This window comes from Mucilaginibacter sp. (genome assembly GCF_035492695.1).
GTDB lineage: Bacteria > Bacteroidota > Bacteroidia > Sphingobacteriales > Sphingobacteriaceae > Mucilaginibacter.
This window is the reverse complement of sequence record NZ_DATJJC010000013.1, coordinates 47,910-62,513: the sequence shown is the minus strand read 5'-3', so window position 1 is coordinate 62,513 and position 14,604 is coordinate 47,910. Positions and strand designations below refer to the sequence as shown.

Genomic DNA, 14,604 nt, shown 5'->3' with positions numbered 1-14,604 from the left:
ACCTTTCCCTTTTTACCTTTCTCCTTTCACCTGTCTTCTTTACAGTATCCCTATCCTTCTTAAATTGACAGTGTATATCTTCCCTTAGGATTCTATACCCCGCTGCGCTTTATTGATTATTCCAGTTTCTTAAAGAACTTTACTCCTTGCCTCGCGGTTCGGATTATTTAGTATCGCATTTAAACGATTACTTTTCTGTTTTGGATACCGAAAATCGCTTCCGGTATTTTGCTCGTGATCGAGCCCCGTTTGTTTTGGGACTGCAAAGGTACAAACCTTTTTTGCTTCTGCAAAACTTTATTTTTTTATTTTAAAATTTCGCTTTTCAACCTTTTCAGAACAACCCGCTTCCTCGTTTGCGGGCTGCAAAGGTAAGCAGATTTTCCGCCCCTGCAAACGATGGCTTAAAAAAACTTGAAAGTGTATCTCTAACACTTTGCAAATCAGCCGGAAAAATTTTGATAGTTCATGGATCATGGTTGATAGTTCATGGCCGGCCATGCTCATTGGGCATTCGGCTATGAAATGTTCCATCAACTTATTCAGTCGTCCTCGCCCAGGTCGTTCATAACCCTTTTCAACTCGGCTACGTATTTGCCATACTGCAGGCGAACATGCCAGCTGATGAAAACATAGGTTATAATAAAGGATATAACTATTGTAGCAAATATGTATAAAAGCGTGCTCAGCGACATTAATCCGCTGGCAGACAGAAAATGCTGTATCCTGTCGGATGCCACTTTACCGCTTATTAAGGTGATAGTAGCCAGGATAGCGATAGGCGTCACCGAAAAATTATAGGTTTTGTATATTTCCGTATTAAGCTCCAGTTCATAGGTTATTTTGCGGATGTTGTTTTTCAGGTTAAAGTCGTACCGGATAATGGATCTATAGAAAACATAAAACCTGAAATAATAAAAGCAGTTGAGCACGAGTATCACAAAGAACAAAATGCTGGTGATATTAAACAGGAAGTTAGTTTGCACCCCGCCAAATAAATAAATAAGCAGTATAGCGTAAGATACCAGCAGTGCGATTAACTCCGACCTCATATTTTTTCTGATCCGTTCGACCACCGAATTGGTTTTCCGCAATGTTTCGGTGCTTACCGGCAAATGCATGTCTTTCGGCTCATCCTTGCCCCAGGCATCTTTCAAATCATCAATATTCATAATTCATCTCTTTAATAATGTCTTTTAGTTTGTTTTTCACCCTGTTCAGCCTTACCCTTACATTAAGCGGGGTTATGCCAAGCGTTGCAGCAATATCGTCATAGGGCTGATCTTCCATATACAGGTATATCAGCGCCTTTTCCACTTTATTTAAATATTGAACAGCTTTGTAAAATATAGCCAGCTTTTCCTCCTTTTCTTCTGCTGCTGAGTGGTCATCAGCATGATCAAATTGAGCAGGCATCGGCTGATCGTCGGGCCTTCGCTTTTGTTTCTTGAAAAACACGATGGCCGTATTGAGCGCCACCCTGTACATCCACGAACTGAATTTACTGTCGCCCCTGAAGGTATCGAACGCACGCCATAGTTGCAGCACCATTTCCTGCAGCAGATCATCGCGGTCGTCCGGGTCGTCCTGGTATATTTTGCATATCTTATACAGGATACCTTTGTTCTCTCTTATCAATTGCAGAAATTGGGTTTCTTTGGTATCCACGTTTAAATGTGCGGGTTAGCTTATTTTTAAATAATAGGTATCCGTTTTTAAAAATTGTTACAAAAAATAAATATCAGCGCTAAACCGTTAAAAGATGTTAAATGCTTTATGAGGTGTTGCCAACCGCTTATATTAGCCCGCTGATAAATAAATAATTGACTCATTTATAATATTACCGTATCTTTGCAAAATGTTTAAAAAACAACGTCCTATATTATCGGGGCTTTTGATTGTGCTGATTCTGATTGCAGGTAGCTGCAAAAGCAAATTTGAAAAGTTAAAGGCCAGTAATGACAACGCCAAAAAGTACCAGGCGGCCATTGCTTACTACAACAAAAAGGACTATAATAAAGCGTTGGAACTGTTTGAAACTCTGGTTCAGCGTTACCGCGGACAGGCACAGGCCGAAGACCTTTATTATTACTACGCTTATACCAACTACAGGCTAAAGGACTATACCTCGGCAAGTTACCATTTTAAGCAATTTGCCGATACCTATCCATCAAGCGCCCGCGCCGAGGAATGTAATTTCATGAGCGCTTATTGTTATTACCTGGATTCGCCCGTTTATTCACTCGACCAGGAGAACACACATAAAGCTATCGACAAATTGCAGTTGTTCATCAACCTGTACCCAAAAAGCGAACGTGTTGCCGAAGCATCGAAACTGATACAGAACCTGCGCGATAAACTGGAACGCAAAGCTTATGAAAATGCCAGGTTATATTTAACTATAGGCGATTACCAGGCAGCTGTTATCGACTTTGGCAATGTATTGCGCGATTACCCGGATACCAAATATGCCGAGGAAATGGAATACCTGACCATTAAGGCTCAATACGAGTACGCATACCACAGCAGCGAATTAAAGAAGGAAGACCGTTTTAATACAGCCATAAACTTTGAAAAACAGTTTGCGGATAAGTATCCAACAAGTAAATACCTGAAAGATGCTGTGTCGCTTAAACAAGATAGCGAGGATGGAATAGCACGTGCAAAACGTGCTTTAGCCGAATATGCTAACGAGGACAAATACCGTCACCGCTTCGACAAAAAAGACACGGTAACCGGTCAGCCGCCGTCAGAAAAGATAAATACCAATCAAAAAATACCAGCTCAATAAAAATTGATATGAACAATACTGCAAATAAACCAGCTGTAGCCAGCAGCACCATTACCCGCGATTTGCGCGAACTGGATGTAAAGACAGACAACATTTACGAATCCATCGTAGTTATGGCAAAAAGGGCCAACCAAATATCGAACAATGTAAAGGAAGAACTGCACCAGAAGCTTTCTGAATTTGCATCGTCGAACGATAACCTGGAAGAAGTATTTGAGAACCGCGAGCAGATAGAAATATCCAAGCACTACGAGAAAATGCCGAAACCATCGCTGGTTGCCGTGCAGGAGTTTTTAGAGGATAAGATCTACTACCGCAATCCAAACAAAGAATAATTGCCTGAACCAGAATTTTCAGAGTTCTGGCTTGCTAAAAACATACAAAAAATACCAGTGATCAGATGGTCACTGGTATTTTTGTTGATATATACGGGTTAGCTATCCCCGAATATGTATTTTTGAATACAATATATGTTAGAAGGCAAAAAGATCATTCTTGGTATATGCGGCAGCATTGCGGCATATAAATCAGCTTCACTTATCCGCCTGTTGGTTAAAGCCGGTGCCGACGTACAGGTGGTGATGACGCCCGATGCAACCAACTTTATTACCCCGCTCACGCTTTCTACCCTTTCCAAACGTCCTGTTTTCGTCGAATATTTTGCGCCCGAAACCGGCGAGTGGAACAACCATGTGGAACTGGGCCTGTGGGGCGATCTTTTCATTATAGCTCCCGCCAGCGCTAATACCTTAGCCAAAATGGCGAACGGGTTAAGCGATAACCTGCTTACCGCCGTCTATCTGTCGGCAAAATGCCAGGTTTATTTTGCTCCGGCGATGGACCTGGATATGTGGAAACACGAGTCGACCCAAAACAATATAGAAAAGCTGCAATCCTACGGCAATATATTGATCCCGCCCGGGAAAGGCGAGCTTGCAAGCGGCTTATTTGGCGAGGGCCGCATGGCTGAGCCGGAGGAAATAGCCTGTTTCATTGATGCGGACATCAAAAAGAAACTCCCCTTAGTTAATCAGAAAATACTGGTTACGGCCGGCCCTACCTATGAAGCTATCGACCCGGTGCGTTTTATTGGCAATCATTCGTCGGGCAAAATGGGTTTTGCTATAGCCGACCAACTGGCTTCTATGGGTGCTGATGTGATCCTTATTGCAGGGCCAACTGCGCAAACGACGAAGCATAAAAGCATCAAACGGGTTGATGTAACATCAGCGTCCGAAATGCTTGACGCTTGTCTCCTGTATTATAAGGATGTAAAAGCCTGTGTGATGTGTGCCGCCGTAGCAGATTATACACCGGCATCGGTATCGCCGCAAAAGATAAAAAAGAGGGATGGCGGGCTAAATATCGAACTTAAGAAGACCGCCGATATATTGAAGACCCTGGGCGAAAAAAAACAAAAGGGACAGGTATTGGTTGGCTTTGCTTTGGAAACCGAGAATGAAGAATACAATGCGGCCGAAAAGCTGAAAAGTAAAAACCTCGACTTTATTGTATTAAATTCGCTGAACGATAAAGGCGCAGGGTTTAAAACAGATACCAATAAAATAACGATAATAGACCATAAGCTGCATAAAACTGCCTTCGGGTTAAAAAGTAAAGACGAAGTTGCCGCCGATATCTGTAATAAAATTGCCGAACTGATCCATGAGGAAATTTAGCTTGTATATCCTATTATTATGCCTGGGCTATTCAGCCGCAGCGCAGGACCTGAACGCGCAGGTTAAAGTAATAAGCGGGAAAATACAGACCAGTAACCGTCATATTTTTCAGTCGTTGGAAACATCGATGAAGGACTTTCTGAATGGTCGCAAGTGGTGTCAGGATGCTATACTGCCGGCAGAAAGGCTCGACTGTACCTTTGTGCTTAACATCACCAACTGGGACGGAAACAGCAATTTTAGCGGCGAACTGCAGGTGCAATCGTCGAGGCCGGTTTTCAATAGCAGCTATACCACACCTTTGCTCAATATCAACGATAAGGATGTCGATTTTATTTACAGCGAGGGGCAAACTATTGATTATACCGACCAAAGCTTTACCAGCAACCTGGCATCGGTAATGGCTTTTTATGCCTATGTTATCATCGGCATGGATTATGACAGTTTTTCGAGATTGGGCGGAACCCCCTACTTCCAGGCGGCGCAAACAGTGGTTACCAATGCCCAGTCTGCCGGTTCTTATAAAGGATGGAAGGCTTTCGACGGCAACATCAACCGCTACTGGCTGTCCGAAAACCTGAATAACAAGGCCTATATCCCGTTACGCGATTTTATCTACGATTACCACCGCAACGGCCTCGATCAAATGGCCGATAATGCCAATAAAGGCCGGAAAGCCATTTCGGATATACTGCCAGATCTTGCCAAAGTCGACCGCACCCGCCTGGGCTCCATGCTGCCGCTTATCTTCTTCACAGCCAAAAGCGACGAACTGGTGTCCATATTTAACAAGGCCGATAACAGGGAACGAACAGACGCTGTGAACATCCTGTCCCAGGCCGACCCGGCTAACGGCAGCAAATACCAGGGAATAGGGAAGAATTGACCTGCGTGAGAAAGTTGTAATTGCCATAAAAGTAAATTCGTCACAACTTTCGGACTTAAGCCGGCTTCCCAAGTTTCGGACTTCTCCCACCCATTTAACATTTTTTTCTTTTTCCTGTAACACTTTCTTTTTCTCCGCGTCTTTTATCTACGAAACAAATCGTAAATAATTTAAAAAATATTTGCAATTACGAAATTTGTCGTAGATATTTGTACGAAGCAATTCGTAAATTAGGAAATGAACATGGAGATCAAACCAACAGAAAGCGAATTAGAGATTTTGCAGGTGCTATGGAAAATGGGCGATGCAACTGTTCGCGAAGTACATGAAGAATTAGCCAAAAATAAGGCTGCGGGTTATACCACCACCCTTAAGCTGATGCAGATAATGGACGAAAAGGGTTTAGTAGAGCGCGATACCACGGCAAAAACCCATGTGTATAAAGCTCGTTACACCCAGGAGAAAGCACAAACCAGTGCGCTTGACAGGATATTGTCGACCGTGTTTGAAGGCTCAACTTCCGACCTGGTGATACAGGCATTGGGCCATCACCGCGCATCAAAGGACGAGATAGATGCTATTAAAAAATATTTGGATCAGTTTAGTGGAAATAAGTGATTAGTTAACCTGTGATTTGTGACTGGGTAACCGGTGAACGGATCACTAATTACAAAAAACATGGAAACCATACTTTATAACATCAGCCAGGTAATAGGCGTTGCAGTTATCCACTCTTTATGGCAGGGACTTGTAGTTTATTTGTTTCTGCGCCTTATCCTGCTTTCGTTCTCTGCTATGCCGGCAAAGGCGAAACATAATATCGCCATGCTGTCGTTACTTGGATTAACTACCTGGTTCATTTACACCCTGGTAGGCGAGGTAAGGGTTTACCAATGGGTGGAACTTAAGGCCAACGCTACCAACTATAATGGCTTTTTACCCGCTATACTGAATATGCCGCTGCACCTGCCGCATAGCACTACCTACAGCAGCAGGTATTATTATACTGTCGAGGGCCTTTTACCCTATATTACCCTGATCTATGTAGCCGGCCTGATGTTCAATGCGTCGAAACTTGCCCTAACCCGCAAAAAACTGGGCGACATCAAGCAAACTGTCAGCATCGATATCGCACTGATGCGGAGAGTTGCCGAGTTTGCCGAAAAGCTGGATATCGAACGCCGGGTGCACTTTGGCCTCAGCAACCTGGTTGATGTACCCTGCATGTTCGGTTATGTTAAGCCTTTTATTTTATTGCCTATGTCCATCACCACAAGCCTGTCGACCGAAGAGATCGAGGCTATCCTGATGCACGAACTGGCACACATCAAACGCAACGATTACCTGGCAAACCTTGGCCAGCAGGCCATGTCGGTATTGTTGTTTTTCAATCCCTTTGCACAATTGATCGATCGCATCATTAACCGGGAACGGGAAAATGCCTGCGACGATATTGTAATAGAGTCGACTCAAAAACCGATAGTGTATGCGCATGCACTGTTGAAATTAGAAGAATCCCGCACCCAGCAATGGCAGATAGCCCTTGCCGCTACGGGGAAAAAGAAGTACCAATTATTAAATCGAATCGAACGAATCATGAAAACGAAAAAACCCATTGGCAATACACGCCATATATTGATCGCATTTGTAGTGCTCACAGCCAGCATTACTGGCCTGGCATGGCTGAACCCAACCATCGCCCACGGCAAAATATCCTTTAACAAAATAAAACCGGCTGCGATAGCCGGATTGTTCTCGGACACCACACACAAAAAACCTGCTTCCAAAACCGCTCATAAATCCGCGGCAGTTAAACACACCACCAAAGCCAAACACAGCACCTATTACAGCGATGATTTTGATACGCACCGCGATCCGAAGCTGGAGGCACTTTCGGCTGAGCTTAGCAAATACGGCGAGCAGATGAGCAAGTACTACGAAAGTCCCGAATGGAAAAAAGCCCAGGAACAGCTTGAAGTTGACGGGAAGAAGTTGCAGGAATATTATGATAGCCCCGAATGGAAAAAAGTACAGCAGGACATGGAGGAACAGGGGAAGAAGATACAAGCTTATTATGACAGCCCGCAATGGAAAGAAATGATGGCTAACCAGCAAAAACTTTCGGAAAGCTTCGGTAAAAACTGGGGTGAAACAGGTGAAACCAAGGAATGGGGTGAAAAGATGGGGCAGATGGGCCATAAAATTGAAAAATATTACAATAGCGACGAGTTTAAAGCCCTGAACGAAAAGCTGGAAACCAAGTACGGTATACCCCACAACCGCCGTTATTACAATAATGACGAGGACCGCAAGGATGAAAACTACCGCAAATACCAGGACGAATTAAATCAGCATATCCCGGCTGATGTGCGCCAGGCCACCGATGAATTGAAGACGCTTGGCGAAAAAATGCGCGATCATTGGAACAATCCGGAAATGCGCAAACAGCAGGAAGAAATGCGGTTAATGGGCGACACTATTCGTAAAATGTCGAATAATGAAGCGGTACGGGAAGCGCAAAGGCAAATGCGCCTGATGAGCGAGCAAATGCGCAAATACCAAAACAGTCCGGAAATGAAAAAAGTACAGGAGGAGATGCGCGCTGCCGGTGCTAAAATGCGGGCCTATCAAAACAGCCCCGAAATGAAAAAAATACAGGAGCAAATGCGTGCGGCTCAGGCCAAAATGCGTGAGTATATGCGTTCGCCTGAATTCAGGAAAAATATGGAGGCCTGGAGAAACATGAATTATAACATGAACTTCCGCTGGGACGATTCGGACAGGATGGAGAAACCTGAAAAACCCGAAAAACCCGAAAAATTAGAGAAATCGGACAAACCCGAGAAGCCCGAGGCACCGGAAAGACCGGAAAAGCCAGATACGACTTCCAATCAGTAATTAATTATCCCGATAGCTATCGGGAGGTGATTGGAGATTAGTAGAATTATTCATAGGGATGGGTTTCAAACCCATCCCTATGTCATTTACAAGCCTGCTTAATCCAATCAAAAACCATAATTTAGCGTCCGGTAAAAGAACGCCTTTTTATGCTTCAAAAGCTTGCTATCAGTAATTATGCACTCATCGACAACCTGGAGATCAGCTTTGATAAAGGGCTGAATATCCTTACCGGCGAAACGGGCGCGGGTAAATCCATCATACTCGGAGCTTTATCATTAATACTCGGCCAACGGGCAGAGAGCCGTTACTTTTTTAATCAGCAAAAGAAGTGCGTGATCGAAGGAACATTCCGTATCAATGATTTTCACCTGAAGACATTTTTTGAGGAAAACGACCTTGACCACGAGGCTGAAACTATCCTGCGACGCGAAATAACCTCCGACGGCAAATCAAGATCTTTTGTAAACGATACGCTGGTAAACCTTACGCTATTAAAGCAATTGGGCGAAAAGCTGATCGACATCCACTCGCAGCACGCTACGCTGGAGATAAACGACCCGGATTTTCAATTGCTGGTGGTAGATTCCGTTGCAGGTCATGGTGAATTATTGAATGACTACCGGGCAAAATTTAAAGCATTCAAAAAGAACTCGGCCAAATTACAACAACTGGTAGCAGACAGCGATAAGGCTAAAGCCGACCTTGACTACTACCAGTTTCAGTTTGATGAACTGGAAAAAGCAAAACTGGATGCCGGCGAGCAGGACAAACTGGAGCAGGAGCTTTATACCTTAAACAATGCCGAGGAAATAAAGCGCAGTTTGGTTGGGGCTAATTATCTAATACAGGAAGGTGAAACGTCGGCATTGCTGCAATTGCGCGAGGCTGCACACCATTTGTCGTCGCTCGAAAAATTCAACCCTGAAATAGCTGAACTGCACGAGCGCCTCAAAAGCACGGTAATAGAACTAAAAGACATTGCCGCCGAGGTGGAGAATATCGAACAGCGCACCCATACGGATGAGGCGAGGATCATTGAAATAAATGACAGGCTGAATATTATCTTCACCCTGCAAAAGAAACATCGCGTAAGCACCAATGCCGAATTGTTAGTGTTGCAGGATGACCTGTCAGCCAAAATAGAACAAGCCGTACATGGCGACGAAGAAATAGAAAAGCTGCAAAAACAGCTGGCTGCCGAAAAAGCTGAGCTTGAAAAAATAGCCGGGCAATTATCGGCAAATCGTATTAAAGCTATTCCTGCCATTGAAAAGCAGGTAGTCCTGACGCTTGGCGAAATGGGTATGGGAAATTCGACCTTAAAAGTTGAGCTAAGTCCCCTGTCCCCTAAAGGCGGCGACGCAGGTTTAGGTGCGGATGGGGCCGATGCGATTCGCTTCCTCTTTTCTGCTAATAAGGGCCATACCTTAGCCGAAATGAGCAAGGTGGCTTCCGGTGGCGAACTTTCGCGTTTAATGCTGTCCATCAAATCGTTGATCGCAAGCCATACCGCTTTGCCGACCATTATTTTTGATGAGATAGATGCGGGTGTATCAGGCGAGGCGGCCAATAAGGTCGGCATTATCATGGAGCGCCTGGCGCAAAACCTACAGGTGATCACCATAACCCACCTGCCCCAAATAGCCAGCAAAGGGCAAAGCCATTATTTTGTTTATAAGGACGATGATGCAGCCACAACTTATACCCGCATCAAGCAACTAACCGAAGCCGAGCGCGTAGTGGAAATAGCCAAAATGCTGAGCGGTGATAACCCCGGTGAGAGCGCGTTGCAGAATGCGAGGGAATTGTTGAGTTTGTAGACAGTTGCCGGTCATAGTCATAGCAATTAACTAAGTTCGGCTAAAGCCTGTTTTCAATGCCTATTTATCCCGTTTGCTGAAGCCAACGGCAATGAAATTTAAAAATAACAGCTTATTCATTGCCGCCCCTTTTAAGGGACGGGTAAAGGTGAATTAGAGCCGTGGCTTTAGCAAAAATAGCTCGCTGACTACACACTGCAAACTGCCCACTGTAAACTGCAAACTAATTTCATAACTTTGTCCACCAACAAAAATCAAAAAAATGGCTTATAATCTGTTAAAAGGTAAAAAGGGTATCATTTTCGGTGCGCTTAACGAGCAATCTATCGCCTGGAAAGTGGCGCAACGCTGCTATGCCGAGGGTGCCGAGATCGTGCTGTCGAACTCACCTTTGGCGCTTCGCATGGGCGAACTTAATAACCTGGCTGCCGAATGCAATGCACCCGTTATTGGCGCCGACGTAACCAGCAACGAGGACCTGGAGAACCTGTTCACCAAAACCAAAGAGCACTTTGGCGGCGGCGTGGACTTTATCCTGCACTCTATCGGCATGAGCGTGAACGTACGCAAGGGCATCCCCTACTATGAAAACAACTACGACTTTACCCACAAGGGTTTTGATATATCGGCATTAAGCCTGCACCGCGTGCTGCAATTAGCCATGAAACATGATGTCATCAATGAATGGGGATCGGTAGTAGCTTTATCATACATCGCTGCACAGCGGGTATTCCCGGATTATAATGACATGGCCGACAACAAAGCTGTGCTGGAAAGCATCGCCCGTAACTTCGGTTACTATTATGGCACCAAAAAGAAGGTACGCGTTAACACGGTATCGCAATCGCCTACCCGCACAACAGCAGGCTCGGGTGTTAAGGGCTTTGAAGGTTTTATCAGTTATGCGGAGAAAATGAGTCCGCTTGGTAATGCCGATGCGGATCAATGTGCTGATTATTGCATCACCTTATTTTCAGACCTGACCAAAATGGTGACCATGCAAAACCTGTTTCACGATGGCGGTTTCTCGTTCACCGGGGTAACACAGGCGGTGATTGAGCAGATGGAGAAGTAAAAGCCTATTCCAACGAAAAGGTTAAAAAATTGATATAAAAAAGGAAGGCGCTCCGTTTGAAGCGCCTTCCTTTTTGGTGTTAATTGATTAGTTCGTTCCTATCAAAGTAATTTTCACTTTAATAGCATTTGTTGGTTGAATTGGCGTACTACCGTCTGGCGATTGAGCATAAATACTCAAATTACCCGGCTGGCTTCCATTTCCTGAATTGTAGGTATAGCTAAACGAAGTTCCGCCATAAACTTCTGGGAGCTGTTCATATACTTCGTCAGCATAGGATATGGCAACGATCACACCGTCATAACTGGCAGCATCGCTGGTGATATCGGCAACGTCGATTGGAACATAGTACGATTTACCATCATCAGACAGCAGCCAATCCGACGGCTGAACTGTGGCAAATACAGAAAAATTTGGGTTAGGCGTGATATACTTTTTGGTACATGAAGATACCGAGAGAAGCATCACCGCACTGCATACGATAGTTAAGATTCTTTTCATAGTAATGTTGTTTCTATTTACTTGTTATTTATATGAACAAAAAAAAGCAAAAAGGTTTAACGATAAAACTAAATTATTTCGACTTTTAAACTTAACGGCATTTGAATGGTCTTATTACCATAAAAAACATTCCTGTCTGTATTTTTACTTTTATGCGACTGAACCTGTCCTCAGCTTTGCTAATGCGCAAATCTTTTTTCTTTTTGCTATTTCTCCTTCCGGCCCTGGTTCATGCGCAATATAAAATAACCGGCCGCGTAGTGGATTCGGCAAGTAAAAAGCCTGTACCAGGCGCCACGGTTTTCCTTGCCGATGCTCTTGTTATTGCAGCGACAACAGTTGATGGGCGTTTTACTTTAGAGAACGTACGCAACGGACAGTATGGCTTAGTGGTCTCGGCAGTGGGTTTTGGCAAATATAAGCAATCTGTTAATGTACACGACAACGTTGAACTTGGCGATATCAGCATAAGCTTAAGGGCGGTGCAACTACACGAGGTAAGGATAGTTCGCGGTAAAAATTTTAATAAAAAATATTATAAAATGTTTGCCGCCAGGTTTCTTGGTGCGACGGAAAATGCAAAGTCGTGCTCTATTCTAAACCCGCATGTATTAAACATCAGGTACGATGATGACAAAGATGTACTGACAGCCGCATCGGATGATTTCCTGGAGATACAGAACAAAGCGCTAGGTTATAAATTAAAGTATCTTTTGGAAAATTTCATCAGCGACGAGGAAAGTCAATCCTTATACTATGACGGCGTGGCGGCATTTGAGCAAATGGATGGCAACGCCTCGCGACAGAAAAAATGGGACCTGAACAGGGTAAAAGCCTACAAAGGATCGATGATGCATTTTTTACGGTCGCTGATAGCTAACCAAATGACAGAGGAGGGTTTTACCGCTTATAAACTTTTACGCAGTACTATTTCAGACCCCGCAGCGGACAGTATAGCCCGCGAACGGATAAAACAATACAAATTGCTGATAGCACAGGGCTTACCCGAACAACAAATGCTGGCGTATTGGCGGCAGGTATCGCACCAAACCACCACACTGCATAAACTGATCGAAAAGCCGCTAAAGCTCAGTAATATTCTTAAAAAGACGGATCAAAAGGGAATATTTGCGCTCACCTATCCCTTTGCTCTTTATATTATATACAATAAGGACAATGTTTACAGGGAAAGTGTGATCACATTTAAGACCGATTATACCTTATTCGATCTGAACGGGCATATCCTGAATCCCGAAAGTGTTTTTATCGAAGGCTCGTGGAGCAATAACCGCATTGCCGATTCACTGCCAATAGATTATGAATTACCACAAAATTGAAAACCGCCTTCGCTTGGTTATTTTAACTATTATCTTAGTTATATTTGCTTATGCATAAGTGGATAACCTGTGCTTTTCTTTTCCTGTCTTTATCTGCGCTTGCTCAATACAAGATCACGGGCCGCGTATTGGATTCAGCTGATAAAAAGCCCATACCGGGTGCTACGATTTATTTAGCCAATGCATCTGTAGGAACATCCTCGACGGCTGATGGTAATTTCACGCTGGATAATGTGCGCGGCGGGCAATATGAACTGGTAGTTTCAATGGTTGGTTACAATTCTTACCACAAGGTTTTGCTGGTTAATAATAATATAGACCTCCCCGTGATCGTGATCGCTGAAAAAGTAAATCTTCTAAAAGAAGTAAGCATACGACCCGACCCCGATTGGGAACGCAACTATGAAGCATTCAGGGCCGAATTTTTAGGCACTTCTGATTTTGCAAAGGAGTGTAAAATAGTCAACCCGGAAACATTGATCATCCATTATGATAAGATAAATTTTGTTTTGACGGCCAGTTCGCTTGATTTTGTTGTTATCGACAATAAAGCATTGGGCTATCGTGTAAAATACAAACTGGACACATTTAGTAAGGATTATCACCAGGGCATGCGTTATTACGCGGGGACGGCATCCTTCGAAAAAATGAAGGGCAAAAAACCATCGCAGGAGAGAAAATGGGAGAAAAATCGCCTGAAGGCATATAAAGGATCAAGCATGGAATTTTTACGCTTGCTGATAGCCGGAGAAGTGGCTGAACACGGTTTCAAGGTGCTCCGGCTTATCCGCAAACCGAACCCTGAATATAAAGGTTTTGGCAACCGATATATCGACGGCCTGGTTACCAAGCCGCTTATCCCGGCGGATTATGCTAAACGAACCGACCAAAAGGATCTGTTCGCACTTGCGTTTGACAATTGTCTGTATGTAATGTACAATGGCGGCAGCCCCGTACCCGATGATGGGAAAAATCCCAATGGTATTGGCTGGGCGACAACCAATATCATATTTAACAAGCCTTACGCGGTATTCGACAACAACGGCATATTTACCGATCCGTCCAGCATTACTTTCGAAGGCGAATGGGGTAAAAGTAGTATTGCAGACCTTCTCCCTGTCGATTTTGAACCTGAGTTGAAAAAATAATTTATCTGTAGCGTTAACCCCAGCTGACGCGTATTATCTTTATAAACAACCAGATATGAAACGTATTTTACCTTTCCTTTTATCAATAGCGCTTGCTTTTGGATTTTTTGGCTGCAAGAAGGATATTCCGGTTTCCGATTCTCTTACGGGCACATGGGAGTTACGCAAGGACGGCGGCGGCTGGTCGGCCATCGTTGATCACAAACCCGGCAACGACACCCTAATGATTTTTACCGGAACAAATTATTCATTTTATAATAAAAACAAGCTGGTTAGGTCAGGCGCATATACTGTTAAAAAAGATACTTCTTTTATGTACGGACAGCTAAAGAACAGGATCATTTTCGACGGCAATACCGATGATATGAGGCAGTTTTTTGATATTCAAAACAACAAGCTTAGTTTTTGGATAGATGCATACGATACGCCGATGGTAATGTACCAGAGAATAAAGTAAGAAAGTCCC

General features: G+C 43.9%; 14 protein-coding genes. 11 read left to right on the top strand and 3 right to left on the bottom strand.

What is annotated here, in order from left to right; genetic code table 11:
- Nucleotides 1-542: 542 nt before the first annotated feature.
- A complete protein-coding gene (locus VL525_RS09705) occupies nucleotides 543-1,172 on the bottom strand; it encodes a hypothetical protein (protein ID WP_325385875.1) in 630 nt (209 codons plus the stop codon).
- Nucleotides 1,162-1,668, bottom strand: coding sequence for an RNA polymerase sigma factor (locus VL525_RS09700; protein ID WP_325385873.1), 507 nt, complete (start codon nucleotides 1,666-1,668; stop codon nucleotides 1,162-1,164). The genes VL525_RS09705 and VL525_RS09700 overlap by 11 nt, the downstream gene beginning before the upstream one ends.
- A 190-nt stretch (nucleotides 1,669-1,858) precedes the next feature.
- Between VL525_RS09700 and VL525_RS09695 the strand changes: the two genes are divergently transcribed.
- The 8 genes from VL525_RS09695 (at nucleotide 1,859) to VL525_RS09660 (ending at nucleotide 11,152) form a co-directional block, all read left to right on the top strand.
- Complete coding sequence (locus VL525_RS09695; protein WP_325385871.1) at nucleotides 1,859-2,791, top strand: outer membrane protein assembly factor BamD; 933 nt, start codon at nucleotides 1,859-1,861, stop codon at nucleotides 2,789-2,791.
- Nucleotides 2,792-2,799: 8 nt separating this feature from the next.
- Nucleotides 2,800-3,126 (top strand): DNA-directed RNA polymerase subunit omega, encoded by a 327-nt coding sequence (locus VL525_RS09690; RefSeq protein WP_325385869.1) that lies wholly within the window; start codon nucleotides 2,800-2,802, stop codon nucleotides 3,124-3,126.
- A gap of 135 nt (nucleotides 3,127-3,261) precedes the next feature.
- Complete coding sequence (gene coaBC, locus VL525_RS09685) at nucleotides 3,262-4,470, top strand: bifunctional phosphopantothenoylcysteine decarboxylase/phosphopantothenate--cysteine ligase CoaBC (protein WP_325385867.1); 1,209 nt, start codon at nucleotides 3,262-3,264, stop codon at nucleotides 4,468-4,470.
- Complete coding sequence (locus VL525_RS09680) at nucleotides 4,457-5,356, top strand: DUF4835 family protein (RefSeq protein ID WP_325385865.1); 900 nt, start codon at nucleotides 4,457-4,459, stop codon at nucleotides 5,354-5,356. The genes coaBC and VL525_RS09680 overlap by 14 nt, the downstream gene beginning before the upstream one ends.
- A gap of 243 nt (nucleotides 5,357-5,599) precedes the next feature.
- Nucleotides 5,600-5,974: a BlaI/MecI/CopY family transcriptional regulator gene (locus VL525_RS09675; protein ID WP_325385863.1), complete on the top strand. Its 375-nt coding sequence runs from the start codon at nucleotides 5,600-5,602 to the stop codon at nucleotides 5,972-5,974.
- Nucleotides 5,975-6,034: 60 nt separating this feature from the next.
- Entirely contained in the window at nucleotides 6,035-8,254 is a 2,220-nt protein-coding gene (locus VL525_RS09670; RefSeq protein WP_325385861.1) for a M56 family metallopeptidase, read from the top strand.
- Nucleotides 8,255-8,403: 149 nt separating this feature from the next.
- On the top strand, nucleotides 8,404-10,077 hold the full coding sequence (recN, locus tag VL525_RS09665; RefSeq protein WP_325385859.1) for a DNA repair protein RecN: 1,674 nt from the start codon (nucleotides 8,404-8,406) through the stop codon (nucleotides 10,075-10,077).
- Nucleotides 10,078-10,339: 262 nt separating this feature from the next.
- The gene (locus VL525_RS09660; protein WP_325385857.1) at nucleotides 10,340-11,152 is read left to right on the top strand and encodes an enoyl-ACP reductase FabI; all 813 of its coding nucleotides are present in this window, start codon (nucleotides 10,340-10,342) and stop codon (nucleotides 11,150-11,152) included.
- An 87-nt stretch (nucleotides 11,153-11,239) separates the two neighbouring features.
- Here VL525_RS09660 and VL525_RS09655 read toward each other — a convergent pair whose 3' ends face one another.
- Nucleotides 11,240-11,653, bottom strand: coding sequence for a hypothetical protein (locus tag VL525_RS09655; protein ID WP_325385855.1), 414 nt, complete (start codon nucleotides 11,651-11,653; stop codon nucleotides 11,240-11,242).
- 203 nt (nucleotides 11,654-11,856) lie between these two features.
- Here VL525_RS09655 and VL525_RS09650 point away from each other — a divergent pair, with 203 nt between their 5' ends.
- Genes VL525_RS09650 through VL525_RS09640 form a run of 3 tightly spaced genes read left to right on the top strand, consistent with a single transcriptional unit; the run spans nucleotide 11,857 to nucleotide 14,595 of the window.
- The gene (locus VL525_RS09650) at nucleotides 11,857-12,990 is read left to right on the top strand and encodes a carboxypeptidase-like regulatory domain-containing protein (protein WP_325385853.1); all 1,134 of its coding nucleotides are present in this window, start codon (nucleotides 11,857-11,859) and stop codon (nucleotides 12,988-12,990) included.
- 50 nt (nucleotides 12,991-13,040) lie between these two features.
- Nucleotides 13,041-14,138: a carboxypeptidase-like regulatory domain-containing protein gene (locus VL525_RS09645; RefSeq protein WP_325385851.1), complete on the top strand. Its 1,098-nt coding sequence runs from the start codon at nucleotides 13,041-13,043 to the stop codon at nucleotides 14,136-14,138.
- Nucleotides 14,139-14,193: 55 nt separating this feature from the next.
- On the top strand, nucleotides 14,194-14,595 hold the full coding sequence (locus tag VL525_RS09640; protein ID WP_325385849.1) for a hypothetical protein: 402 nt from the start codon (nucleotides 14,194-14,196) through the stop codon (nucleotides 14,593-14,595).
- The last annotated feature ends 9 nt before the right edge of the window (nucleotides 14,596-14,604 follow it).